Below are 26,508 nucleotides of genomic sequence, written 5' to 3' on the forward strand. Positions count from 1 at the left end.
AGACGAACAGCTAATATATAAGGTTTCATTTCTCTTGATGTCGAGTAAACACTTGTTTTGTCTTTAAAGAAGATGCTTTGTCAAACAGGAAGGAGAGAATGTAAAACTAGCGAATATACCTCTAAAAAGGAGGAGTATATGATGAATAAAATTGAAAGACTTATAGATCAGTTAGAACTTCTGGAGTTTTTATTAGAAAATAGATTAAATGACGAACAGGACAAGTTTGAAGAGGATTTTAGTAAAAACTCGTTTCGACTTCTTGGAAAGCTCGAAAAAATCGAAAATAAATTATAAAGAATGTACGTTCGCTTAAAACTAGTAATATAGGTGAGAATTTGCTAAACTATAACTAGAATGCGAGGGATCACTTTGTCATTATTAAAGCTTAGTAACCAGTTGATGAAAGAATGCGACGATTGTATTTCGCGTTTTCACTTATATAGAGAACTAGATAAAGAACCAGATTTTTTTACAGATGTGAAGCCACATGCATATAAAATAGATGAGATATGTTTTGAATGGGAACAACTGGTTCGGAAATGGATACAAGTAAAACGTCCAAAATATGTCCACCCGAGCCAAATTGACTCATTACTTGACTCCATGAAACAGTTTATCGTCCAATCTTACTACAAGGGCACAAGCAAAAAGAGGTTTCTTTCAGCTGTCCATTCATCCAAATATACGCTAGAAACAATTGCCCAAGCTATTAAGGAGGTAGGGGATGAGCATGCTTGAAAAAAAGAGTATCCAACAATTATTAGATGAGTGGAAAGTGGATGGAAATCGCTTTCCACAAATTGAACATATTCATACAACAGAAGAAAAAGAAGCGATTTTTGCCCCTTTTCCAGAGACTATGCATCCGTCTATTCAAAAGGCGTTAAAAAGTCGTGGTGTAAATCAGTTATATATACATCAGCGACTCGCTTTCGATGCTGCTTCAACTGGTAAGTCTTATACTACTATCACTCCAACAGCCTCTGGTAAGTCACTTTGTTATCATCTCCCAGTATTACAATCGATTATGGAAGATCCAACTTCACGGGCAATATATTTATTTCCAACTAAGGCATTAGCACAAGATCAGAAAAGTGATCTAAATAAATTGATTGAAGCAACTGGGGAAGAAATACTTAGTTATACATATGACGGAGATACAGCTCCAGGTATAAGACAAAAAATTAGAAAATCAGGTCATATTGTATTAACAAATCCCGATATGCTACATTCGGGAATTTTACCGCATCATACAAAATGGGTAACGCTATTTGAAAATTTAAAGTATATTGTAATAGATGAAATTCATACATATAAGGGAGTATTTGGAAGTCATGTTGCGCATGTTATTAGACGTCTGAAAAGAATATGTGCATATTATGGTAGCTATCCACAGTTTATCTGTACTTCTGCGACGATAAAAAATCCAAAAGAATTAGCAGATAATTTAACAAATACAACTCATGAATTGATCAATCAGAACGGTGCGCCAGCAGGAAGAAAGCACTTTGTATTTTACAATCCCCCAATAGTTCATCCTGTATTTAATGTACGAAGAAGTGCTGTTTTAGAAGTGAGAGATTTAGCGGGGGAATTATACGTAAATGGTATTCAAACTATTGTTTTTGCGAAGAGTCGGGTTCGAGTAGAAATGCTTGTGACGTATTTACAGTCTTTAGTAAGTAAAAAGATTAATGATCAAACTATACGAGGATACCGCGGTGGTTATTTACCTTCAGAAAGAAGGACGATTGAAAAGGGTTTACGAGAAGGGGTAATTAGAACAGTTGTAAGTACAAATGCGCTAGAGTTAGGTGTAGATATTGGTCAGCTACAGGCATGTATTATGACGGGTTATCCTGGGAACATCGCAAGTGCATGGCAACAGGCTGGTCGAGCAGGCAGAAGACAGGATGAAGCACTTATTATTTATGTGGCCGGGTCGACTGCTCTTGACCAATATGTGGTTAAACATCCTGAATATTTTCTTGGACAGTCTCCTGAGGAAGTTAGGATTCATCCAGATAATATGATTATTTTAATGGACCATTTGAAATGTGCTTCATTTGAACTGCCTTTTTCACCTGTAGATTCGTATGCGGAATTTTCTATACAGGAATTACTCGCATTTTTAGAAAGCGAAGGGGTCCTTTTAAAAACGTCTGAAAAATGGCATTGGATGTCTGATAGTTTTCCTGCAAGCAATATAAGTCTACGTTCTGCTTCTCAAGAGAACGTCATTATTATTGATCAGTCAATTCCAACTAAGACGAGGGTTATTGGTGAAATGGATCAATATAGTGCGATGACCTTACTTCATGAAGAAGCTATTTACTTGCATCAAGGTACTCAATTTCAAGTAGAAATTTTAGATTGGGAAGAAAAGAAAGCATTTGTAAGAGAGGTCGATGTCGATTACTTTACAGATGCCAATATTGCGATAGAGCTAAAAGTGCTTAGTGAAGACAAAATAAAAGAAGCGGAAATTGGTATGCTCAGGTTCGGTGACATCATTGTTTTAGCACAACCAACTATATTTAAAAAAATTAAATTCGATACGCATGATAACATCGGTTCCGGTCAAATCCATTTACCTCCATTAGAATTACACACCTCTTCTACATGGTTTAGTTTTGATAAGCCTGAAGACTGGAAAGACACATTACTGTCAGATGCAATGACTGGAGTTTCGTATGCATTACATGCGTTTATCCCTCTATTTATTCATTGTGACGCAAAGGATATTCATGTTGTACCACAGGTGAAATCTATTCACGGAGAAAAACCTACTTTTTATATGTATGATAGTTATCCGGGTGGTATTGGTTTGTCCGAAAGAATGTACGACCTTTGGAATGAGTTGATACCAAAAGTAACGGAGCAGGTAGAGAATTGTTCTTGTATTAATGGATGTCCGGCGTGTATCGGTGCTCAGGACGCTGAACTAAATTTAAAAAAAGAAGTTATTAAGTTACTTCATTTATTACAGGTGGGCCGTCATGTCGTATGAAAAAAAGCTAATGGAAATGAAAGGTTTAATCAAAAAGAAACCCGTAGAACAAATAGAAATAAAGGAAGTGTCGGATATGGCGCTTCCCTTTTATGTTGAACAATGGCAAAATGCGGGTCTGAAGTTTATAAAGGATGAAAATGGGTTTTACTTTGTAAAGGAAACTTTTTATCATTCGGGGCATATACATGGAAATATTGGGCTTAATAAGCTACAACAGGCAATAAAATTTATGCAAGAAGTATATCCTACTCACCCATTAACAATTGAAAAAGAAAGTCCTTTTAGTTTTTATGATACCGAAACTACTGGGTTAAAAGGCGCTGGAGTGCAAATTTTCTTAAACGGAATTTTGAAAGTAGTAGACAATGGGTTTCTGCTGACACAATATGTACTGGCAGATCCAGGGCAAGAGGTAAGCTTTTTAAAAGCGACTGATTTTTGGAAAAACGAACAAACTATGATTACTTATAACGGAAAGAGTTTTGACCTACCTCAATTAGTTACAAGATGGACGATGAATAGAAATAATCTGCCGCGGCTAATGCAACATCACCAAATTGACTTAATGCATTCCTCTAAAAGAATTTGGAAGGGAGAGTTAGATCGTTTTAAGTTAAAACAAATTGAGGAAATGAAGCTTGGTTTTAGAAGAGAAAATGATGTTCCTGGTCATCTTGCACCAATAATATATTTTGATGCAGTGAAAAGTGGGAATCCTATCAATTTGATGAAAGTGTTAAAACATAATGAATGGGATATTCTATCGCTAGTTACTTTGTATATTCTCTCAGTGGAGTTACTTCAAGAGAAGGAAGTAGTTGAAACAGCAACAACCTATACGAATATAGGAAAATGGTTTCGTGATTTAAAAACGATGGATAGAAGTTTGGATTGGTTTACTTTTGTAGTAAATAATTTTTCAGACGAAGAGTCAAGTATTGCTTATTATTTTGTTGGACTCCATCTAAAAAGAGTTGGTTTATACGAGGATAGTCATTTAGCTTTCACCCATGCTTTAAAAGAGATTTCTGGGAAATATCGCATTGAGGTATTTATCGAGTTGGCCAAGCTATTCGAACATCAACTTAAAAATTTCCCAAAAGCTCTAGAAATGACGCAGCAATGTATAGATTATGAAGCAAAACTGAATACAGACATGCATTCACGCTTGAAAAAAGAACTTATTAAAAGGGAAACAAGAATAATCCGGAAATTAAATATTTCCCGGGAAAGCGCAGAACACAACAAAAAGCGCATATAATTGGCTGAAAAAACTCCATTATTCGACAATGATATGCTATAATACGAGTAGCTAATTGTAGATGGAAGGAAGATACCATATGGAATTTAAACTAAAGGCTTCTGATATATTAGAAAAAGAATTTAAAACGGGCTTAAGAGGTTATAACCAAGAAGAAGTTGATGTTTTTTTAGACGATATCATTCAAGATTACGAGGCTTTTGAAAAAAGACTAGCTCAACTTCAATTAGAAAACAAAAAATTGACAGAGCAACTAGAAGAATTACCAAAGAGAACACAGGCTGCTGCACCTCCACAAACGGGAGCAACTAATTTTGATATTTTAAAGCGTCTTTCACATCTTGAAAAACATGTCTTCGGCAGTAAACTGTACGAATAATTACTTAAGTTCTTTCAATTGAATGGAAAACGCCTACTGAGAGAACATAAAGCCTCTTTCATAAACCACAATTTTTTTTGTGTTATTTAACATGTAAGTTGGTGTAAAACCAGGATACACGTTTTTCTAGCATCTGAACAAAGTGAAGCAATACAACAAAGCGAATTTAATGTAATCTTGTATTGAAACTAACAAGTATTTCGTATATAATAGTTATACCACTTATATATTCGGGCAATCGCTGCAATGCTTGACATTGTAGAGGAAAGTCCATGCTCACACAATTCTGAGATGAATGTAGTGTTCGTGCTTAGTGAAAAAATAAACTAAGGCAGCTATTTATAGCTGACGGCGGGATGAAGGCCTAAGTCTTAGGATATGGCTGACAATCTCTGAAAGTGCCACAGTGACGGAGCTGTATAGGAAACTATACAGGTGGAACGAGGTAAACCCCACGAGTGAGAAACCCAAATTATGGTAGGGGCATTTTCTTGAAGGAATTGAACGGATAGAAGAACAGATTTAATCTGTAGATAGATGATTGCCATCCACAAACGTACGAGGTAATGCACCGTTTGAGTACCGTGGAAACAAAACATGGCTTATTGAGTGTATGAGTGGCTATATTTAATAACTAAGAAGCTCTCCATTTTCGGAGAGCTTTTCTATTATATATATGATTTAAAGAAATTTCGTAACAAGGGAGGTACTGGATTGTGGAAAAACAACAACCACCCGAACGATTACAGACATATTCAAACAAATTAGTTGAACAAATTTTTCATTCTACTGTAGAAGGTATTATGATAACAAATGAAAAAATGCAGATTTTACTGGTCAATAATGCCTTTGAAACGCTTACTGGATATAAGTCATACGAAGTACTCGGGGAATTTCCAAGTATTTTACAATCAGGTAAACAAGATTCTAACTTTTATACGGTAATGTGGTCAGAAATTCATTCAAAAGGTTATTGGAAAGGGGAAATCTGGAATAGACGTAAAAATGGTGAAATATTTCCAGAAATCCTTGAGATACATAGTGTATATGATGATACAGGTATACTAACAAATTATTATGGGATTTTTTCTGATATCTCTCTAGCAAAAGAAACGGAAAAAGAACTAGAGGAACTAACGCAAACTGATCTTTTAACAAATATTTCAAATCGAAACGCGTTCAATGAATTATTATTTGATAAAGTAAATAATTCGAATGATAGCCATTCTATTTTATTTATTAACTTAGATCGTTTTAAGCAGATAAACGACACCTTGGGTAATGAAGTTGGTGACCATATTTTAATAGAGGTTGCAGACCGGATTAACTCGATTGTAGGTCCATCCGATATTTTTGCGCGATATGGTGCAGATGAATTTCTATACTCCAGATCGAATATAGAAAATCAAAAAGAAGCTGTACATCTTGCTAAGGAAATAACTAAGCTTTTCAATAAACCATTCTATGTGGGTGAAACTGAAGTTTATGTTACTGCAAGTATAGGAATCAGTATTTTTCCACAGGATGGTAAACAAATAGAGAAATTAATATATAAAGCTGACAAGGCAATGTATTTTGCCAAACAAAATGGGAGAAATCAATATGCTTTTTATTTTGATGACTTGAAAAAAGATTCCAAAAGATTGATTGTCCTAGAAGCAGAGCTTAGAAAAGCTATACAAAATAAAGATTTTTATATCCATTATCAACCCAAAATAGGGTTAGCGACACAGGAGATTATTGGAGTAGAAGCTCTAGTTAGATGGAACAATGAAAAATTAGGGCTCGTTTCACCGGTTGAATTTATACCTCTTGCTGAGGACACTGGTCTTATTATCCCTTTAAGCGAGGTTATTTTAGAAATAATTTGTATGGATATACTGGAGTCAAGATCACAAGGGAATATAAGTGTATTACCGGTATCCGTTAATATTGCTTCTCTTCATTTTCAACAGGATGACTTCATCGAGCGCATAAATTCGATCATAATGAAGTATAATTGTAGTCCGCAGCTTCTAGAGTTAGAGTTAACGGAACGCACAGTTATGAAGGATTCAGAAGATATTGTAGTTAAACTAATAAAACTAAAAGCTATGGGGTTCAAAATATCAATAGATGATTTTGGAACAGGATACTCATCCCTTAGTTATTTAAATAGATTTCCCCTTAATTATTTGAAAATAGATAGAAGCTTTATCCAGCAAATTACTAGCTTAAAAGACAAACAAGCTATAGTGGAAGCTATCATTCTTATGGCTCATCGCCTACGTATTAAAGTTATTGCAGAGGGTGTAGAAACGAAAGATCAGGCTAAGCTTTTAAAAGAAATGGGCTGCGATATCATTCAAGGTTATTATTATAGTAAACCACTAGCACCCAATGATCTTTTGGATTTTATCGAGATATGGGAAATTTATAGACAGGAAAGGAATATATAATGACAACATTTAAATTAGTAGCTACATCGGCTATGGGATTAGAATCCATCGTTGCGGATGAAGTAAAAGCACTAGGATATGAAACAACAACAGAAAACGGTAAAATTTATTTTGAAGGGGACGAGCGTGCAATAGCACGAGCAAATATATGGTTACGTGTTGCGGACCGAGTTAAAATTGTAGCTGCTCAGTTCCCTGTAAAAACATTTGATGAGCTTTTTGAGCGTACGAAAGCAGTGCAATGGGAGAAATTCTTACCCGTGGATGCAGCTTTTCCTGTTCAAGGAAAGTCGGTTAAATCAACATTATTCAGCGTTCCAGATTGTCAAGCGATTGTAAAGAAAGCAGTAGTTGAACGATTAAAATTAGCCCATAAAAGAATTGGCTTTCTTGATGAATCTGGAGCAACATTTAAACTGGAAATAAGTATATTAAAAGACATTGCTACAATTACGATAGATACAAGTGGGGCAGGTCTCCACAAGCGTGGCTATCGTCACGGTCAAGGGGAAGCACCATTGAAGGAAACACTAGCTGCAGCTTTAGTAAAAATTTCTAAATGGAGTCCCAACCGACCATTTGTTGACCCGTTTTGCGGATCAGGCACTATTCCGATAGAAGCAGCAATGATTGGTCAAAATATCGCTCCTGGCTTTAATCGAGATTTTCATAGTGAAGCTTGGCCATGGATGCCAAAAACAATTTGGGAAGAAGTGCGTAATGAAGCAGAATCTTTAGCAAACTATGATCAAGAACTTCAAATTATCGGATCAGATATTGATCATAAAATGGTCCAAATTGCAGAGCAAAATGCATTTGAATCTGGATTCGCTGATATAATCACATTTAAGCAAATGCATGCGAAGGACTTTACTACTAATTTTACAGACGGTGTAATGGTTAGTAATCCACCATATGGAGAACGTATTGGAGAAGTGGAAGTAATTGAACAAGTAATAAGTGAATTAGGCCATTTAATGGATAAATATCCTTCATGGTCCGTATATATGTTATCGTCTATGGAGAACTTTGAGAACGTATACGGTAGAAGAGCAACAAAAAAGCGTAAATTATTTAATGGATTTATTCGAACGGATTACTATCAGTTCTGGGGTAAACGTTCATAACAGTAAGGGAGACTATGTTCTCCCTTACTGTTATATTATTATTTAAGGGAGTTTTTAGATGAAACAAGCTTTACCATTCCAACTTTCAAAAGACCGTTCTTTCTTCGAATCATTAGGGGATTGGATGGGTGATGTGTTATATGATGAATTACCCGAAAAAGGGTTTGAATGTCGTGATGAACAAATTTTCATGGCCTATCAGATTGAAAAAACGTTAAAAGAAAAAAATGTACTATTTGCAGAAGCTGGAGTAGGTACTGGTAAAACTATAGCATATTTACTTCCTGCTATTTCATATGCTCGTTATACCGGAAAACCGGCATTGATAGCATGTGCAGATGAAACATTAATTGAACAGCTAGTAAAAGAAGCTGGGGATATTTTTAAGCTTCAGAACTATTTGGATATTAAAATTGATGTACGATTAGCAAAATCACGTGATCAATATTTATGTTTAAAGCGACTAGAAGAAGCACAAAAAGATGATGATAACGAATATTTCTTAGAAGAAATTGAAGATAAAGTTCCAGATTTTGTCTATGCTCATTCATCTATGCAAAAGATTTTTCCATATGGCGAGCGCAGCCAATTTGCTGGAGTAAGTGATGAAGATTGGCAAAAAGTAAACTATCATCCAACTCAACAATGTATGGTATGCGATTTACGAAATCGTTGTGGTCAAACAATACATCGACAGCATTATCGTGAGTCTACAGATTTAATCATATGCTCACATGAATTTTTAATGGAGCATATTTGGACGAAGGAATCTCGTGTCCGTGAAGGTCAAATGCCTTTATTGCCAGAGGTTTCGATGGCTGTTCTAGATGAGGGCCATTTACTTGAATTTGCTGCTCAAAAAGCTTTGACTTATGAAATCCAAAGTGAAACGCTAATTCGATTATTGGAAAAAGTTATGGTCGATGGTGTTAGAGAAAAGACTTTAAATTTAATGGAAGTATTACAAGAATTACATGATAAAATATTTGGGTTATTACGAATTGGAAGTAATATGGAAGAAATCGATCGGATGAAGGTTGATAAATCTCCTGAGTTAATGAAACTATGTAAACAAGCTATAGGAGTAGCGGATAGCTTACTAGAAGAATTTGTATTCGAATCTGAGTTATATACAATCCCGGAATATGAGCTCCGTATGGTAGAAGAGTTTTTAGAGCAATATACATTCTCACTTCGTTTATTTACCGAAAAAGGGGATGGGATTGAATGGTTAGAAATCATTGATGGTTTTGAAACATTAATCATTATGCCGAGATTAGTTACAGATATTTTACATGAGAAATTATTTACCTCTAAAATACCAATCGTTTTTTCTTCCGCTACATTATCCATAGAAAAGGACTTTACGTATATAGCAGATTCTTTAGGAATTGAAAAATTCCAATCATTCTCCGTCGCATCACCATTTGATTATGATGAAGTAATGAAGATATATACCAAGGAAATGGAACAGCAGGAAAAACCCGGTTATGTAGAAAGCTTGTTAAATAATTCGATGCAAACACTTATTTTGTTCAAATCCAAAGCAGCAATGGCTTCTTTTAGAGCAACTATAGGAGATAGAAAAGATATCGTCTTTGAAGGAGATCGAGAGCTTTCAACAATTGTTAAAGAGTTCCAAAATGGTGAGTACTCTACTTTATGTTCGTATCATCTTTGGGAAGGTTTAGATTTACCACTAGAAGCACTAACTAGAGTAGTTATTTATGATCTACCTTTTCCACCAGTAGATCCTCTATTTGATGCAAAACGATCTTTCTCTAATAATCCATTTGAGGAAGTAGAATTGCCATTTATGCTTTTAAGATTACAACAGGGTATTGGTCGCTTAATCCGTACATCTAGTGATTATGGGGAGATTCATTTATTGTTAAATGAAACAGAAGCAAAGCTAGAAAATAGGTTTACAGGAATTTTACCTACAACTATTTCGTAATGATACAAGGGGGAAAAGAAATGTCAGTAGAACAAAGCTTTTTAGATTATGTGAAAAAAATTGGTGCCTACCAAGAAGCGTTGGGGGTGCTTTATTGGGACATGCGAACTGGTGCACCAAAAAAGGGTATCGATCAACGATCAGAGGTTGTTGGGGTACTTGCAACGGATGTATTTAACTTATCGACTTCAGACGAACTAAAAGGGTTACTTGACCAGATGGAATTGGAGCTGGGTTCTGTAGATGAAGTGACTAAACGTGTTTTTGAAGAAGTAAAAAAGGAATACAATCTCAGTAAAAAAATTCCTGCTGATGAATATAAAAAATTTGTTGTACTTCAATCTAAATCGGAATCTGTTTGGGAAGAAGCGAAGCACAAAAACGACTGGGGTATGTTCCAACCATATTTAACAGAAATGGTTGAAACTTTAAAGAAATTTGTGGAGTATTGGGGAGTTACGGATAACAATCCGTATAATGTATTGTTGGACCAATACGAGCCTGGTATGACTACTGAAATTTTAGATCAAGTTTTTAGTGAGTTAAGGGACAAAATTGTTTCTTTATTAAAACGGATTTCGGAATCACCCAATCAGCCAACTACAGATTTCTTGTTCCACTCTTTTGATAAACAAAAACAAGAGGCATTTAGTTTAGATATACTTAAACAACTCGGTTATGATTTTGATGCTGGAAGATTGGATGAAACAGTACATCCATTTGCTACTGGCTTAAATAGAGGCGATGTTCGAATAACGACTAAATATGATGAATTTGATTTCCGTTCTGCTATATTCGGTACAATTCATGAATGTGGCCATGCTATATACGAACAAAACGTTGCAGAAGAACTAACCGGAACACCTTTAGCTGGTGGCGCTTCCATGGGTATTCATGAATCACAATCATTATTTTATGAGAATTTTGTAGGACGTAATCCAAAGTTTTGGGAGCAAAACTATAAAAAGCTACAAAGCTATTCTCCAGAACAATTTGGAAACGTTTCAGTGGAGGATTTTCTTCGGGCAATCAATGAAGTAAAACCTTCCTTAATCCGTATTGAGGCTGATGAGTTGACGTATGCGCTACATATCATGATTCGATATGAAATTGAAAAAGGGCTGTTCAATGGAGATTTAAAAGTAGAGGACCTACCAGAGATTTGGAATTCTAAGTATGAAGAATATTTAGGTGTTAGACCATCTACTAATGCAGAAGGTATTTTACAGGATGTCCACTGGGCTGGTGCTAGTTTCGGTTACTTCCCTTCGTATGCACTTGGCTATATATATGCATCACAGTTTAAAGCAGCGATGCTAAAAGATATTCCACAGTTTGATAGTTTGTTGGAACAAGGCAATTTGTCTCCTATCAAGGAATGGCTTACACAAAATGTACATCAATATGGTGCTCTTAAAAAGCCATTGGATATTCTAAAAGCAGCGACAGGCGAAGGTCTTAATGGAAACTATCTGGCAGATTATTTAGAAGAAAAGTATACAAGAATATATAAGCTTTAAACAAATGTGACCCAAGCAACGAATATTGCTTGGGTATTTTTTAAAGTAAAAAAACAAATGATATCTTCCAATGTATTGAAGCATGGCAATAAAAAGGAGTGACTACGATATTTTGCAAAGTTTGTATGACTGTGCCAAAAAAATATAAAGTTATATAGTTCAATTGGGTTTGAAATCTATGATGAGGAAGTTGTACATAAACCAAACGGCATAAATATAAAAGTTGTTTCTATGATAAAAAGTCTCAAATAGGGTAAGTATCACGAATAATTGATTTAGGAGTGGAGCTAATGCATCTAATATGTGAAACTGATAAATTAGAAGATTATTTGCTTGAATTAGAAGAAATTAATTATTCTAATGCCTTGATAAAATCGAAAATAGATGAGCTTTTTAATCTATCTCAAACAGAAATTGAAAAAGCGAAAATAGCTTTTGAATTTGTTCGTGATGAAATATCTCACTCTTGGGATATTCAAGGGAACCGTGTGACGCGTAAGGCATCAGATGTCTTAACGTATAAAGAGGGGATCTGCTATGCAAAATCAAATTTATTAGCGGCTCTACTGCGATCACAAGGAATCCCTACAGGTTTCTGTTACCAACGTTTAATGTTGTTTGATACACCAGAAAAAGGGTATTGTATACACGCTTTAAATGCTGTATTTCTAAAGTCACTTAATAAATGGGTGAGGCTGGACACTAGGGGAAATAAAAAGGGGATTAATGCTCAATTTTCTGTTGGTCAAGAAAAGTTAGCGTTTTCGGTTCAAGAGGTATTTGATGAAAAGGATTATCCTGTTATCTATGAAAAGCCACATCCAAAAACGATTGCTGTGTTAGAAAAGCATACTGATGTATTAGAAATGTATAAACATCATTTACCAGAGAGTTTATAGGTTTTTCAAAAACAATAATTGGAGGACTAAAATGATTACAAAAACCGAAATCACCCATAGTTTCAACGCTCCTCGTGATTTTGTATTTAAGGCATTTACCGAATCAACACATCTGCAGAATTGGTGGGGCCCAAAAGGATGGGCTTTTGATATATCTAAGTTTGAGCTACGCCAGAACGGAGTCTTTCATTACAGCCATACGTCTCCTGACGGTAATGTCATGTGGGTCAAATTTATATATCATGAAGTAAATGTTTCAGACAAACTCGTTTATACTTCTTTCTTTTCTGATGAAAAGGGTAACATCATACGTGCTCCTTTTGATGACAACTGGCCATTGGAAATTCTCAATACTTTTACATTCACTGAGCATGAAGGTAAAACAGTAATTACGATGATTGGGACACTTGTAACTCCAACTGAGGAGGAAATGAAAACTTACGAGGAGTCGCAAGAAATGGTTCAGAAGGGCTTTACAGGAACCTTCATTCAACTGGATGATTATCTATCAAATATCTCAAAAAACTGATATAGGTCTAGGACGTACAAAAGAACAATGTGCACACTGTTAATAGCAATGTTCTCATTGTATTTGGTAATTTTTTATTTTTTGATTTTATATGAACGGATACTTCTCTACAATACTAGTGGAGAATATAAAAATGGTTAGTCTTGACATATGTCTCGACTAACCATTCTATTATTATCTAATTACCAGAATTTATATCCTTTTGAGCCTGGCGGAGCATTTTGTATCATATCTATAACTGGAACGGTATAAGCAAACAAGATTAAAGCGATACATATTGTTAGCCAAATCTTCCAATTCTCCAACCACATAGGAGTTTTTTCTGCATTCTCCGAAACCTCTCCAACAGGAAACTCTGTTTCACCTTTAGGAGCAAAGAACAACAGATTTACCACAATATATAGTATTAAAATGATACCAACAAATAGAATTGTACCACCAACTGCTTGTGCTATTTGGTAAGGTATCCAGTCAGTTGCTTGTTCTGCACCACCGTAGGTAGAAAAATCCGAACGACGCGGAGCTCCCATTAATCCAACGATATGCATAGCACCTGACATGATTGACATACCAACAGTCCAAACGATTGCTTGAATAATAGCAAGCTTATTCATTTGTTTTGTCAACACTCTACCAGTTAGATGAGGTAATAACCAGTAGGAAGCACCAAAGAATGTTAGAACTACAGTTGTTGCTACCGTTAGATGGAAATGACCTGTTACCCAAATAGTGTTATGAATTAACTGATTCATCTGGTGGGATGCGTTAATAATACCCCCAGCGCCGGCAGGTATAAATGCGGCCATACCGATAAATGGTACAGCAAATCTAGCATCTTTCCAAGGCAGTTTTTTAACCCATCCAAATAACCCTTTTCCACCAAGTTGTCTACCACGTAATTCAAATGTAGCAAACATGGAGAAAGCTGTTAACAAAGAAGGAATTACTACCATCATTGTTAGAACTACTTGTAAAAACTTCCAAAATGATTCAATCCCTGGTTCTGTTAACTGATGATGGAATCCTACAGGTATAGAGAACAATAGAAATAACATAAATGAAAGTCTTGCTAAGGCATCAGAGAAAATTTTTCCTCCAATAATTTTTGGAATCACGACATACCATACCATATATGCAGGTAACAACCAGAAATAAACTAATGGATGACCGAAATACCAGAATAATGTACGAGAAAGCAGAACATCCACTTTATCAACCCAGCCCAATGACCAAGGAATTAATTGGAATACAACTTCCACAGCTACACCTAGAGAACAAATAATCCACATTGCCATATTGACAATTACCATAAAGGATAGAAGGGGACTAGATTCACCTGGATGCACTTTACGCCATTCTCTATACTTCATAATTTTTGCTAGTCCAACAATCCATGATCCTACTACTACTAATGCCATTCCCACATAAAAAATCCAGTGTGCTTGAAGAGGGGCATAGAATGTATATAATACAGAAGCTTCATTAAGTAATACCATAGTTGCAGCTGCAATCGTACCAGTAGTCATTATCCAGAAACCAATCCAACCTAGTGAACGTTGTTTGTTTGTAAAAGTTCCAGAAGTTCTACTCATAGCAGCAATTTGGAATCCTAGTATAAAATATGTTGTTAAAATAAGGCCGAGTAACACACCATGAACAGTTAAAACTTGATAATAACCGATTCCCCAAGGGAGTGTAAACTTACCAGAGCGAACTAAAACCTGTAATAACCCACAAAGACCTCCGATGAATAATGCGATAAATGCTACATATATATGAGCAAGGGCTAACTTACCATCACGACGATCCACCTTTGTAAATTCTTTTGCTTTTTCTTTAATCGTTGTCATTTACTCCACCACCTTAAACATGGACGTCATAGTAGAATGTCCTATGCCACAGTATTCATTACATAAGATTAAAAACTCGCCAGATTTGTCCACCGTTGTTACATATTCTGAAACATAACCTGGTTCTAATATCATGTTAATATTTGTTCCTACAATTTGAAATCCATGGACAACATCTTTAGTAGTTGCTATGAACTTTACGGTGGAACCTAATGGAACTTCAATCTCAGGCGGATTATAGTAGAATGCAGATGCAACTAGCACTACTTCATAATCCCATTCTTTACCTTCTACTTTATGAACCCCTGGATTATTAAAAGGTACAATCTCATCAACTCGCTCAGGATCGATGTAAACTTTTCCAGTTGGGGGATGTGAGCCATAATGAAATGCACTAAAACCTACTATAAATAAAAATAATACCAATGAGCTAATCCCAAAAGTTAGCCACCATTTTTCATACTTATGAATATGCATAAGTCTTTAACCTCCATTAAATTAAAATCTATCAATGAATAAGTAAAATGCCATGAACCAAGAAACTAATATAAATAAACCAACAAAACCAACAGAATAAAGAGTTCCTTTTAAATCAGGGTTTTTTTCTTTCTTTTTCGACATTTACTTACACCTCCTCCTATTCAACTTGTATAATTCCATAATAAATTGATTGGTTAATAGATGATGTGATAAAAATCACACGAACGGATGCAAACTGTGAACTATATGTGAAATGTGAAAGTATAGATGAGTAATTACTTAATTAGAATGAATTTTTTACATAAAAAAAGAACCATCCTTAAAAAGGAGGCTCTGCTTTTTATTCATCTATCGTTAAGATAATTGTCATCTCACCAACATTCTCAATCTCTACTGGAAGTTTGAAAGCATGTTGAAATCCAAATAACCGAGTAGTGCCGACTATAACAGTAGGTGGTGTAATATCAATTTCAACGCCATTTCCTGCAACGGAGGTACATATATTTCCTGCGACCATATTTCCAAGTTCGCCTGTAAATGATTCGAGCATTTCACCTTCTAATGGCATGCCGAACATGGTTGCTCCAATTGCAGAAAAGGATTCAGCTGAGGAGTCAATAATTATACGCCCTTTAATATCACCGATAATTCCTATTAGTACACCCATTTCTTTTTGTTCGAATGGTTGAACCATTAAGGAAGGGGATTTAATATCCATTGCAATTGGTATGACTGATTTTAATGATTGGATGGTTCCATTTAAAATTGTTTGTATATGTTTTGAAGCGCTCATTTCTTCCCTCCATCTAGTATAGATGTATCAATTTTATCATGTAATATAGGAAAAAAGAATAGGTATTGTAGAATTTTAAAATATACTATGGTATTATGTCGATGAGAATGAATATCAAATTCAGTTGAGAGGGCGATTTATATGTTGGCAATTATAATTGGAGCATCTCTTATAGTGTACAGTGTGTTAACTGTATATATTTTAAAGTCTACTGCGCCAAAGACCAAAATAATATGAATAACCCACATGACTTTATTTGTGCATACAAATAGAGTCATTTTTTCTGTTTATCGTTTTGGTAGGGAAGGTTATATATGCTTTTTACACAGATGTGTGCTTGACGCACGCTACGCATGAGCCTTCTAGGATGGTCGCAATGCTGGGAGGCTTGGATACTGCCCAAGTAAAGCACCATCTGAAACGTAAATCACAGTATTACTTATCCTAAGTTTTAGAAAGAGCAAATCTACACTGAGTATCCTTCTAACATTAAGGGTGGTAACTATAGATGAAAGGTATTGCAAAAAGTAAAATGAGAGCGTTTGCATCTCAAAACTGCGATTAATTAATGGTTTTCATTTATATAAAAGAGTCAAAGAATATTGTTACAGGCTTTAAATTTTTGCTATGATAGATGTACATTGTCGAATTATGAAGGAGATATACTTTTAATATGCAGAACTCAAATGAATTACAAAAGATAAAAGAACAAAATGCATTACTTGCAACTGTTTTCCAACAAAATAATGATGATGAACGCTATCGTAAATCTAAACTGTTTGCTGGGAAATTGGAAAAAGGAACATTTACAATTGCGTTTGCAGGTCACTTTTCTGCCGGGAAATCTAGTATGATTAATGCTTTGGTTAATGAACAATTACTTCCAACTAGCCCGATTCCAACTTCTGCAAATATCGTTACTGTCCAAAATACAGGTGAAAACTATGCTTTAGTCCACTTTGTGGAGCAGCCACCAGTTAGGTTTTCTGGGGAGTATGATATTCAATTAGTTAAAAAATACTCAAAAGATGGAAGTAAAGTTTCCCAAATTGAAATAGGTCATGCTGGTTCTAGTCTCCCTGAAGGAATTACCATAATGGATACCCCTGGGGTTGACTCCACTGATGACGCACATCGTATTTCCACTGAGTCTGCATTGCATTTGGCTGATATAGTTTTTTACGTTATGGATTATAATCATGTACAGTCAGAGCTAAACTTTCAATTTACGAAACAATTGCTTCATTATAATGAAAATGTATATCTAATCGTAAACCAAGTGGATAAACATAGAGAGGAAGAATTACCTTTTACAGCCTATAAGCAATCAGTTGCAGATGCATTCAAATCTTGGTCTGTCGATCCAAAAGGAATTTTTTATACAAGCTTAAAAAATAATGATTTTATACATAATGATTTTTCACAGGTTCAACAAATAGTTACTAGTTCTATTGAAAACAAAGAGGAGTATTATCTTACACTGGCTAACGCGACGTTAGAAAAGTTAAAAGATGAGCATTTACATTTTTTAGAGGATGAAAAAGCGGCATGTTTTGAAACCTTTGAGAGTCAGCTAAGTGAAGAAGAGTGGAATAACAAAGAAGATATTTTAGAACAATTGGAACTGGCTCAAACACAAGTAAAGCTTCAAGATGTAACTCTATGGAAAGAGACTTTTGAAGACCGACGGAAAAACATACTAGAAAATGCTTCCATTATGACGTTCGAAATGCGGGAGGCTTTAAAGTCTTATGCTGAAAGTAAGCAGTCAAACTTTAAAGTGGGATTTTTAGGTAGTAAAAAGAAGACAGAAGAAGAAAGACAAAGAAGACTTAATGACATTATCAGCATGCTAGAAAAAATTATTTCTACTAATATAACTACTCATATGAAATTATTGATGAAGCGTATGTTAAAAGACCTTTCGTTATTAACAGAAGAAAAAATTCAACAAATCGATGAAATGCAATTTAGTATTCCTTCTATCCTGATCGACAATTCAGTACATGAAGGAGCAAGTACAACTGGAAATGCAATTTTAAATTTTGCCAATCGAGTTACAGAAGCAGTGAATAGATATTATATTACTCAAACGGATGTATGGAAAGAAGAGAATATACATTATATAGAAGAGAGTCCAATGGAAGATGAAGACCTAATTGAATCGAAAACAAAGGATCTTAACGAAAAAAAATTAGCTATACATGCTTTGGAAGAAATAGATACTCGAATACAAACATTTGAAAAAACAGTTGATACTCCTTCTTTATCGATTAGGAAGGATCGCGATGAATTATTAAAAAACTGGGAACATGAACGACTTCAATTTGAAAGTTCTATAACTGAGTATGTTGAGCAAGAGTATTCTTCTGAGGAACCGATTTTAAATATAGAAGAGGTAGTGGAAGTAAAGCGTGAAGAAGATTTTCTTTCGGCAGAGGCTGTAGTGAGTCGTGCCAAAAGAATAGGAGAAGTATTAGCAGAATTACCTGCTTTTGAAGAAGCAGCTGCATCGATTAAAAGAAAAGCACTAAGAGTGGAAAATCAGCAATTTACCATCGCATTGTTTGGTGCATTTAGTGCTGGCAAATCTAGCTTCTCAAATGCATTAATGGGAGCGAATGTACTACCAGTTTCACCGAATCCTACAACAGCCGCTATTAATAAGATTCATCCTGTGACAGAACACCATCTGCATAATACTGCTGACGTTGTTTTAAAATCGAAGGAACAGATTTTAGAAGATGTGTCTTATGCGTATGAACAGCTTGGAATATGTATTCAAACATTAGAGGAAGCTTTTGAAAAAGCTAGTTCTGTAATGAAGGAGAAGGTAGTAGAGGAAGTACACAAATCGTTTGTTACAGCCTTTTATAAAGGATACCCAACATTTAAGGAGCAATTAGGGAATGTTTTACACGTTTCTGGAGATGAATTTGGACAATTTGTCGCTGATGAATCCAAAAGTTGTTTTGTAGACTTCATTGATTTTTATTATGATTGTGAATTAACGAGACTAGGAGTAACACTTGTAGATACTCCTGGAGCAGATTCGATTAATGCTAGACATACCGGTGTAGCTTTTGACTATATTCGGAATGCTGATGCTGTCTTGTTTGTAACGTACTTTAACCATGCATTTTCTAAAGCTGACCGTGAGTTCCTAATACAGCTAGGAAGAGTTAAGGATGCATTCGAGCTTGATAAAATGTTCTTCGTAGTAAATGCAATCGATTTAGCAGACTCTGAAGAGGAAGCCAATTTAGTAAAACAATATGTCCACGATGAACTTCAAAGATTTGGTATACGTTTCCCAAGAGTGTATGGAGTATCTAGCTTACAAGGATTAAAAGAGAAACTCGGTGGATTATCATTGCATGAAGGAATACAACAATTTGAAGAATCATTTCATCAGTTTCTAGAAAAAGATTTAAAGCAAATTTCCATTTCAGCACTAGAAGAGGAAGCAACTCGCCAGCAATCGAAATTACTTGGTTTAATAAAACAGACGGAAGCAAATCTTGCACGAAAAGAACAACGATTAATAGAGCTTCGAACTCAAGAACAAAATATTCGTAAGCGTTATGCAAATTCTAAATCTACACAAATTGCAAAAGAAGCAAAGCAGGAGCTAGATACGCTGTTGTATTATGTGTTGCAACGTGTATATTATCGTTTTAATGAGTTCTTCAAAGAAGCATATAATCCATCGTTGTTTGCTAATAACTCTGCTTCAGTTGCATTGGATCTTGCTTTAAAAGATATTATTAAAATGATACGTTTCGACTTAGAACAAGAAATGCGTGTCTCAAATTTCCGTATACTACAATATATTCAGCAACAAATCCTTCAATTAGAAAAAGAAGAAATACGCGTACTCAAAGATTGGAATTTAAGTTTTACCTTTAGTCCGCATGAAGTTATGGAGAGAGAACTTCTGGATTTTGTAGGGCCTTTTGATAATATTGTTAAATATGAACACGTTAAATCCTACTATAAAAATCCTAAAAGCTTTTTTGAAAACAATGAAAAAGAAAAACTACGTGATACGTTATCTGATGAATCTAAGGTAGAGGCAGATGAGTACTTAACGAAAGAAAAAGAGCGTTTAGGCAACTGGATTGAGCAATACTCTGATATTGAATCGGAGGCTTTACGTTTGAAGTTATTACAAGAGTCGATTACTCAAATCGATGCCGAACGAAAATTATTAGAGCAAGAAGAAACACTTCAAATGTGGAAAACAGTATACGCACAACTATAAAAGGAGTGGTTATATGGCTAAAGTATTTATAGAATTAGCAGAGATTTTAGAGAATAATCCCCGTTTTATCGATGCTCGCTTTGACTTAAGTGATAAAAATGCAGGGCGTCTTATGTATAATCAGGAACATATAGATGGTGCAATATATTGGGATTTAGAAGATGATCTATCTGATATGTTCAGCCAAAATGGTCGCCACCCGATGATTTCTAAGGAAAAAATGACAAGCCTTGTTCAGCAAGCTGGTTTAAACCTGAATGATTTTATCGTAATTTATGACCAAGGAGCTGTTCCTTTTGCATTACGTGCATATTTCTTGTTGGAATGGGCAGGCTTTAAAAATATATATGTATCCCGTTCTGGATTTGAAGAATTGAAGACCAAACTTTTAGTATCTAAAATCGAGCCTGTCATAACACACTCAACTACGATACCCCAGTGGAACAACAGTAGATTACTTACAATAGATGAAGTAAGACAAGTTGTTGCAAACGAAAAAGATGGTCAATTAATAGATGCTAGATCCAATGTCCGCTATAGAGGTGAAAGTGAGCCCATTGATCCGATTGCTGGTCATATTCCAACTGCGATAAACTTTGACTGGGAGCAACTCAAAAAAGATGGAAAATTTTTAGGGCAGAAAGAGTTACAAGAAAAATTGAGTAACTTGGCTCCAAATGACAAACCAGTTATAGCTTATTGTGGTAGTGGTGTTACAGCGGCGCCATTGTATGGATGTTTAAAAGAGGCTGGCTACGAAGATGTCCAGCTATATGTTGGTAGCTATAGTGATTGGATAAGAGAGAATGAAGTGGAAACTTAATAATCAAATACGCCTTGGCATATTTGCTCCTGCGCAAGCTCGTCGCAGAAAACAGTGCGCCAAGATTTTTTTCGAGCTCGCTCGGTAAATCCCTTTAAAAATCTGTGGCATCCGCCGGAGGCTTTAACGATGTGGACTCCATCTGAACGTAAAAAACATGCTGAATAAAGTTAAACGAGCATAAATATTTCTTTTCAACCTTATTTCCAGTATAATAAGTTGTCTTGGGTAAATAACTATAGTATAATAGGCAAATTGTATACGCATGAAATGAGGGCTAATAATGAAAAAATCTATATATGGTCTAACTAGAGATCAATTAATTGAATGGCTAATGGAACATGGTCAAAAGAAATTCCGGGCTGAACAAGTTTGGGACTGGTTGTACATCAAACGCGTACAAAGCTTTGCGGAAATGACAAATGTAAATAAGGATTGTCTTCAAGTATTAGAAGAAAACTTTGTCATACAGACGCTAAAAGAAAGTGTAAAACAAGAATCAGCGGATGGAACGATTAAATTCCTTTTTGAAATGCAGGATGGAAATTTAATCGAAACAGTACTAATGCGCTTTAAGTATGGTCTTTCAGTATGTGTAACGACGCAAGTAGGTTGTAATATCGGATGTAGCTTCTGTGCAAGTGGATTGCTTAAAAAGAGCCGTGATCTTGATGCAGGGGAAATTGTGGAACAAATTATGAAGGTGCAATTCCATTTAGACAAAATTCAAAAAGAAGAACGTGTTAGCCATATCGTTGTAATGGGTATTGGGGAGCCGTTTGATAACTATAAAAACCTTATGAATTTCTTGCGAACAGTAAATGATCAAAAAGGACTTGCTATTGGTGCTCGTCATATTACTGTTTCGACAAGTGGTCTTGCGAAGAAAATCATGGATTTCGCAGAAGAGGATATCCAAGTAAATCTTGCCGTTTCCTTGCATGCACCAAATGATGAACTTCGCTCGAAAATTATGGTCATCAACAAAGCGTTTCCAATTGAAAAAGTAATGGCTGCAGTGGACTATTATTTAGAGAAGAAAAATCGCCGAATAACATTTGAGTATATACTACTTAAAGATGTGAATGATCATGTAGAAGAAGCGCAACAACTTGCAAAACTTCTAGAAAACAAACGTCATCTTTCGTATGTAAACTTAATCCCGTACAATCCAGTAGATGAGCACGGTCAATATCAACGCAGTAGTGAAAAATCTATTAGTGCTTTCTTCCAAACATTGAAAAACAAAGGTATTAATTGTGGTGTTCGGATGGAGCAGGGTACAGATATAGATGCTGCATGTGGACAATTGAGAAGTAAACAAATTAAAAAAGATAAAGTAAAAGTTTCCAATTAAGAATTTTATATGAACGAAAAAACGCATTAGCCATTGTGGCTATGCGTTTTTTTAAAGACAAGAAAATTTATAAAAATGTGCCGTGAACACTGGGTTCATGGGGTTTTATATTTCTGCGTGCACTGCTTTAATCCCTTTGTCACTGCATTCCTGTAGGTTTCTTTCATGAATAAGAAAGCAGCATTTCTCTAGTTATCCAAAAAATCTAGCGGTAATAATATAGCTACAAGTATGTCCAAGTCACTTCGAAAGTGTTGGATACAGTTTTTGAACTTAAAGAACCGGACCGCTTTTTCACCGGTTTTTCTTATCGTCTTTTACAGGTATTTCGTCAATTGTATGCTTAAATGCGTATCCTTTATTTATAGTGAAAATTGTGAGCCCTAAAACAATTAGGAATATAAATATACCAATGATTATTACGGTAATCATCCAAGATCCTCCTAATAATGAGTTGTTAGCTACATCATAGCATAAGAGTATATCAAATGTTGTTCAGATTCCACAATTTGCTTTTGTTAAACTTACTCATTTGAATCAATTTCATAAAGAATATTATATAGTTAAATCAGGACAACGCTGATTTCCGCTCTAGGCGGACGCTTTCCGCGGGCACGGCTTCAATCTCCTCGTGATTAGGAAAACATATGCTCCTGCGGTTAATGTCTTTCCTCTGGGGCTTTCAGCTCGCGCTGTTCCCGCTGAAGTCGCCGCCTGCCACTCCAATCAACTGGATCGCTTTTAAAAAAACGAATAATATATTGCGATATTAAGTAAACAATCGTACTTTTAAATGAAACAAGTAATTATGAAACTGACTCATTTAGTACTGAATTAAATAATTACTTCCTATCAACTGCTTGCATTGTTTTTTTAGTTTTGTTGCATTCTCTGAAAGTTCATAAATAGTATGACTCTCTCGATTTGTTAATCCTGCTATTGAAATACTTAAGAGAGGGAATTGTTCTTCTACTCCGTGCCTGTTTTTTGAGATAATATATTCTTTTATATAATCATACGCATAGTAATAATGCTCAATGGATTGATTGAATTGTTCAATTATCTCTTCACAAACATCTTTACATCTAGCTATATCTGTAATTAGAATGAAATCATCTCCACCAATATGACCGATGAATCCTTCAGAAGGACAAACTTTCTCTAATATTTTGGCAAGGTCTATAATTACCTTATCTCCTTTTTCAAATCCATATACATCATTGTACGGTTTGAAATTATCAATATCTAAATAGAGAACAATCAGATCGTTCGAAGATTCAATACATTTTTGTAGCTGTTGTTCAATTATAATATTCCCCGGTAATTCTGTAAGTGGGTTTAAATGCTTCGCATAATCAATTTCTAGTTGCATACTTTTCTCCAATAAATCCTTGACGGTGACAATACCGAAATAATTTTCTTCTTTCGTAATTGTAATGAAATCATATAAGTGTAATGGATCTCGTTTCATAGCGATTTTAGCAACAACATCTATAGGTGTGCTAGCATCTACTTTCATAAATTGTCTACTCATAATTGCTGATACTGGTTTTTTATTATATAAACTGTATCCATAAGGACCACTGAATTTCAAATGTAGTTTGTTTCTTGTAATTACTCCAATTAACTTTTTGTTTTCTTTGATACAAAAACCAGGAAGGGAGTCATTTGATTCCATTAATTTACTAACTTTGGAGATAGGCATATCACTAGAAATCATATGTAAGGGAGTAGCGATATGTTCAATTGATGTGTCGGTTAGACGATTAGAAATAATACTATTTTTTCGGTTATTTTCTTTTTTGATAATACTTATTAACTCGCTGCTAACTGGAAATAACTTCGAATTTGGTTTTTGAATATAGTATCCTTGTCCGAAATGCACTCCCATAGCAATCAGTGTATGTAATTCCTCCATTGTTTCAATGCCTTCTGCAATAATATGTATTTGTGAATAATTAGCAAATTCACATAAACTTCTAACGAGCAATTGTTTTGTTCTATCTTTGTTAATGTTACGGGTTAGTTTCATGTCTAACTTTATAAAATGCGGACGTACATCCGTAATAATATTTAGTCCAGAGTATCCGGATCCTACATCATCAATAGCGATTTGATAATATTGTCTTTTATAGTGATCAATCGTATTTATAAAATCCTTTAAGTTGTTGATAGCCTCCCGTTCAGTTATTTCAAATACTATTGAATCAGGATCCATCTGAAAAAGTGACAAAAATTCTTTCGTAAACCCTTGTTTAAACTTAGGGTCATTCATAACGTTGGGATTTACGTTTAAAAAAAGTTTCCCTTCAGCTTGTAATTCATGTGCACATTTCAATGCATTTGCTCTGCAAACATTTTCAAGCTCCCATAACTTTCCGGTCTTCAATGCATAATCAAATAAATTCTCGGGATTATATAATACGGTATTAATCGGTCCTCTCGTTAATGCTTCATAACCGTATATTTGCCCAGTTTGTAGTGAAATAATTGGTTGGAAAACTGTTTCTATAGCTTTTTCTTCTAAAATATAACTAAAAAGATCATAATAATCATTTTCTAAAATTGCCATTTTAATTTCCCCCTAAAATAAAGCAAAATATCCTAATTTATAGTTTAAAGAAGAATTGTCACCTACATTTGATTTCTATGTTAAGAAATTGTAACGATCACATAACGCTATAAAATTTTTTAATAATTCATAATGTTATTGACTATTATGCATTTCCAGTGTAACATTGCTTTATCATAATGCTTTAGCGAGTTGAATCGCTGATGTATTGCTAATAGGGGGTATTTAGAAGATGAATAAGAACAAGAAGAAGCTAAGTGTGATTTTATCAGCAGCAATACTATTTTTAGCTGCATGTGGTGAAGATAAGTCTACATCTACCGAATCAGAAATAAAAGGTGAAACAAATAAATTTAAAATTGGGGTTACTCAAATCGTTGAGCACCCATCATTAAATGCAGCATATGATGGTTTCAAAAAAGCGATTGAAGATGCTGGACTAGTGGTAGAATACCAGGTAGAAAATGCACAAAATGATAATAGTGCCAATACAACAATTGCAAATAATCTAGTAAGCTCGGGAGTAGACTTAATATTTGCTAATTCAACTCCTAGCGCACAGGCCGTTTCTGCTGTTACAGAAGATATTCCAGTAGTCTTTACGTCCGTTACGGATGCAGTGAGTGCAGAGCTTGTTGATTCAATGGAAAGTCCAGGTGGAAATGTTACTGGTACTGTAGATACCCAGCCAGAAGCTATTCCTAGCACAATTGCATTTTTGAAGGATGAACTTGGTGCTAAAAATGTTGGAATGGTTTTCAACTCTGGTGAGCAAAATTCAAGAGCGCAAGTAGATGCAGTAAAAGAACAGATGGCTGAAGTTGGATTAAATGTTGTTGAAGCTTCCGTTTCTACTTCAGCAGAAGTAAAACAAGCAACAGAATCATTAATTGGAAAAGTAGATTCTTTATATATTATTACGGATAACACAGTAGTATCAGCACTTGAATCAGTAGTAGATGTTGCAAATGAACATAAGCTTCCAATGATGGTTGGTGAGTTTGATTCGGTAAAACGTGGTGGTTTAGGAGCTTATGGATTTGAGTACTTTGATATTGGATACGAAGCAGGAGAGATGGCTGTGAAAATTCTGAAAGGTGAAAGTACACCTGCAGATTTACCAGTTCAATATCCACAAAACTTGCGATTTGTATTGAATAAAGGCACTGTTGATACTCTTGGGATTGAAGTGAAAGATGAGTGGAAATCTGAATTTGTGGAATAGATAGGAGTTTGATATATT

General features: G+C 35.0%; 21 protein-coding genes and 1 other RNA gene. 16 read left to right on the top strand and 6 right to left on the bottom strand.

The genetic code is table 11. From position 1 onward, the window contains the following. Positions 1-141 precede the first annotated feature (141 nt). The 12 genes from ACQCPR_RS07980 (at position 142) to ACQCPR_RS08035 (ending at position 13,126) form a co-directional block, all read left to right on the top strand. Positions 142-297: a hypothetical protein gene (locus tag ACQCPR_RS07980; protein ID WP_211893974.1), complete on the top strand. Its 156-nt coding sequence runs from the start codon at positions 142-144 to the stop codon at positions 295-297. A 75-nt stretch (positions 298-372) separates the two neighbouring features. Then, the gene (locus tag ACQCPR_RS07985) at positions 373-741 is read left to right on the top strand and encodes a YppE family protein (protein WP_269920931.1); all 369 of its coding nucleotides are present in this window, start codon (positions 373-375) and stop codon (positions 739-741) included. Continuing rightward, a complete protein-coding gene (locus ACQCPR_RS07990) occupies positions 734-3,013 on the top strand; it encodes a DEAD/DEAH box helicase (RefSeq protein WP_427138923.1) in 2,280 nt (759 codons plus the stop codon). The genes ACQCPR_RS07985 and ACQCPR_RS07990 overlap by 8 nt, the downstream gene beginning before the upstream one ends. After that, positions 3,003-4,277 carry a ribonuclease H-like domain-containing protein gene (locus ACQCPR_RS07995; RefSeq protein ID WP_427138711.1) on the top strand — a complete coding sequence of 425 codons (1,275 nt, stop codon included), beginning with the start codon at positions 3,003-3,005 and terminating at the stop codon, positions 4,275-4,277. The genes ACQCPR_RS07990 and ACQCPR_RS07995 overlap by 11 nt, the downstream gene beginning before the upstream one ends. A 79-nt stretch (positions 4,278-4,356) precedes the next feature. Continuing rightward, on the top strand, positions 4,357-4,656 hold the full coding sequence (gpsB, locus tag ACQCPR_RS08000; RefSeq protein ID WP_090561685.1) for a cell division regulator GpsB: 300 nt from the start codon (positions 4,357-4,359) through the stop codon (positions 4,654-4,656). A gap of 226 nt (positions 4,657-4,882) precedes the next feature. Beyond that, positions 4,883-5,266: RNase P RNA component class B (gene rnpB, locus ACQCPR_RS08005), an RNA gene on the top strand. A gap of 106 nt (positions 5,267-5,372) precedes the next feature. Beyond that, positions 5,373-7,094 (top strand): putative bifunctional diguanylate cyclase/phosphodiesterase, encoded by a 1,722-nt coding sequence (locus ACQCPR_RS08010; RefSeq protein ID WP_427138712.1) that lies wholly within the window; start codon positions 5,373-5,375, stop codon positions 7,092-7,094. Then, positions 7,094-8,221, top strand: a complete 1,128-nt coding sequence (locus ACQCPR_RS08015; protein ID WP_269920934.1) for a THUMP domain-containing class I SAM-dependent RNA methyltransferase — start codon at positions 7,094-7,096, stop codon at positions 8,219-8,221. The genes ACQCPR_RS08010 and ACQCPR_RS08015 overlap by 1 nt, the downstream gene beginning before the upstream one ends. A 58-nt stretch (positions 8,222-8,279) precedes the next feature. Next, positions 8,280-10,178, top strand: a complete 1,899-nt coding sequence (locus ACQCPR_RS08020; protein ID WP_427138713.1) for an ATP-dependent DNA helicase — start codon at positions 8,280-8,282, stop codon at positions 10,176-10,178. Between the two features lie 20 nt (positions 10,179-10,198). Then, complete coding sequence (locus tag ACQCPR_RS08025; RefSeq protein ID WP_427138714.1) at positions 10,199-11,698, top strand: carboxypeptidase M32; 1,500 nt, start codon at positions 10,199-10,201, stop codon at positions 11,696-11,698. A 290-nt stretch (positions 11,699-11,988) separates the two neighbouring features. Further along, complete coding sequence (locus tag ACQCPR_RS08030; RefSeq protein WP_427138715.1) at positions 11,989-12,597, top strand: transglutaminase-like domain-containing protein; 609 nt, start codon at positions 11,989-11,991, stop codon at positions 12,595-12,597. A 31-nt stretch (positions 12,598-12,628) separates the two neighbouring features. After that, entirely contained in the window at positions 12,629-13,126 is a 498-nt protein-coding gene (locus ACQCPR_RS08035) for an SRPBCC domain-containing protein (protein WP_427138716.1), read from the top strand. A gap of 182 nt (positions 13,127-13,308) precedes the next feature. Here the strand turns inward: ACQCPR_RS08035 and ACQCPR_RS08040 are convergent, their stop codons facing one another. The 4 genes from ACQCPR_RS08040 to ACQCPR_RS08055 all read right to left on the bottom strand — a co-directional run bounded on the left by ACQCPR_RS08040 (position 13,309) and on the right by ACQCPR_RS08055 (position 16,249). Beyond that, positions 13,309-14,976, bottom strand: a complete 1,668-nt coding sequence (locus ACQCPR_RS08040; protein WP_090561672.1) for a b(o/a)3-type cytochrome-c oxidase subunit 1 — start codon at positions 14,974-14,976, stop codon at positions 13,309-13,311. Then, on the bottom strand, positions 14,977-15,453 hold the full coding sequence (locus tag ACQCPR_RS08045) for a cytochrome B5 (protein WP_427138717.1): 477 nt from the start codon (positions 15,451-15,453) through the stop codon (positions 14,977-14,979). A 21-nt stretch (positions 15,454-15,474) separates the two neighbouring features. Beyond that, the gene (locus tag ACQCPR_RS08050) at positions 15,475-15,597 is read right to left on the bottom strand and encodes a cytochrome c oxidase subunit 2A (RefSeq protein ID WP_090561669.1); all 123 of its coding nucleotides are present in this window, start codon (positions 15,595-15,597) and stop codon (positions 15,475-15,477) included. A 199-nt stretch (positions 15,598-15,796) separates the two neighbouring features. Beyond that, the gene (locus ACQCPR_RS08055; RefSeq protein WP_090561667.1) at positions 15,797-16,249 is read right to left on the bottom strand and encodes a chemotaxis protein CheX; all 453 of its coding nucleotides are present in this window, start codon (positions 16,247-16,249) and stop codon (positions 15,797-15,799) included. A 673-nt stretch (positions 16,250-16,922) separates the two neighbouring features. Here ACQCPR_RS08055 and ACQCPR_RS08060 point away from each other — a divergent pair. From ACQCPR_RS08060 to rlmN, 3 genes are all read left to right on the top strand, one after another. Next, on the top strand, positions 16,923-20,513 hold the full coding sequence (locus tag ACQCPR_RS08060; RefSeq protein ID WP_427138718.1) for a dynamin family protein: 3,591 nt from the start codon (positions 16,923-16,925) through the stop codon (positions 20,511-20,513). 13 nt (positions 20,514-20,526) lie between these two features. After that, positions 20,527-21,336: a sulfurtransferase gene (locus tag ACQCPR_RS08065; protein WP_427138719.1), complete on the top strand. Its 810-nt coding sequence runs from the start codon at positions 20,527-20,529 to the stop codon at positions 21,334-21,336. Positions 21,337-21,619: 283 nt separating this feature from the next. Continuing rightward, positions 21,620-22,693 carry a 23S rRNA (adenine(2503)-C(2))-methyltransferase RlmN gene (rlmN, locus tag ACQCPR_RS08070; RefSeq protein ID WP_090561660.1) on the top strand — a complete coding sequence of 358 codons (1,074 nt, stop codon included), beginning with the start codon at positions 21,620-21,622 and terminating at the stop codon, positions 22,691-22,693. A 294-nt stretch (positions 22,694-22,987) separates the two neighbouring features. Here the strand turns inward: rlmN and ytzI are convergent, their stop codons facing one another. Together ytzI and ACQCPR_RS08080 are read right to left on the bottom strand one after the other, a co-directional pair. After that, entirely contained in the window at positions 22,988-23,125 is a 138-nt protein-coding gene (ytzI, locus tag ACQCPR_RS08075) for a YtzI protein (RefSeq protein WP_094030647.1), read from the bottom strand. Between the two features lie 391 nt (positions 23,126-23,516). Continuing rightward, on the bottom strand, positions 23,517-25,265 hold the full coding sequence (locus ACQCPR_RS08080) for a GGDEF domain-containing protein (protein WP_427138720.1): 1,749 nt from the start codon (positions 25,263-25,265) through the stop codon (positions 23,517-23,519). Positions 25,266-25,497: 232 nt separating this feature from the next. Between ACQCPR_RS08080 and ACQCPR_RS08085 the strand changes: the two genes are divergently transcribed. Then, positions 25,498-26,490 carry an ABC transporter substrate-binding protein gene (locus ACQCPR_RS08085; RefSeq protein WP_427138721.1) on the top strand — a complete coding sequence of 331 codons (993 nt, stop codon included), beginning with the start codon at positions 25,498-25,500 and terminating at the stop codon, positions 26,488-26,490. Positions 26,491-26,508 lie beyond the last annotated feature (18 nt).

Source organism: Psychrobacillus psychrodurans (genome assembly GCF_050209195.1).
GTDB lineage: Bacteria > Bacillota > Bacilli > Bacillales_A > Planococcaceae > Psychrobacillus > Psychrobacillus psychrodurans.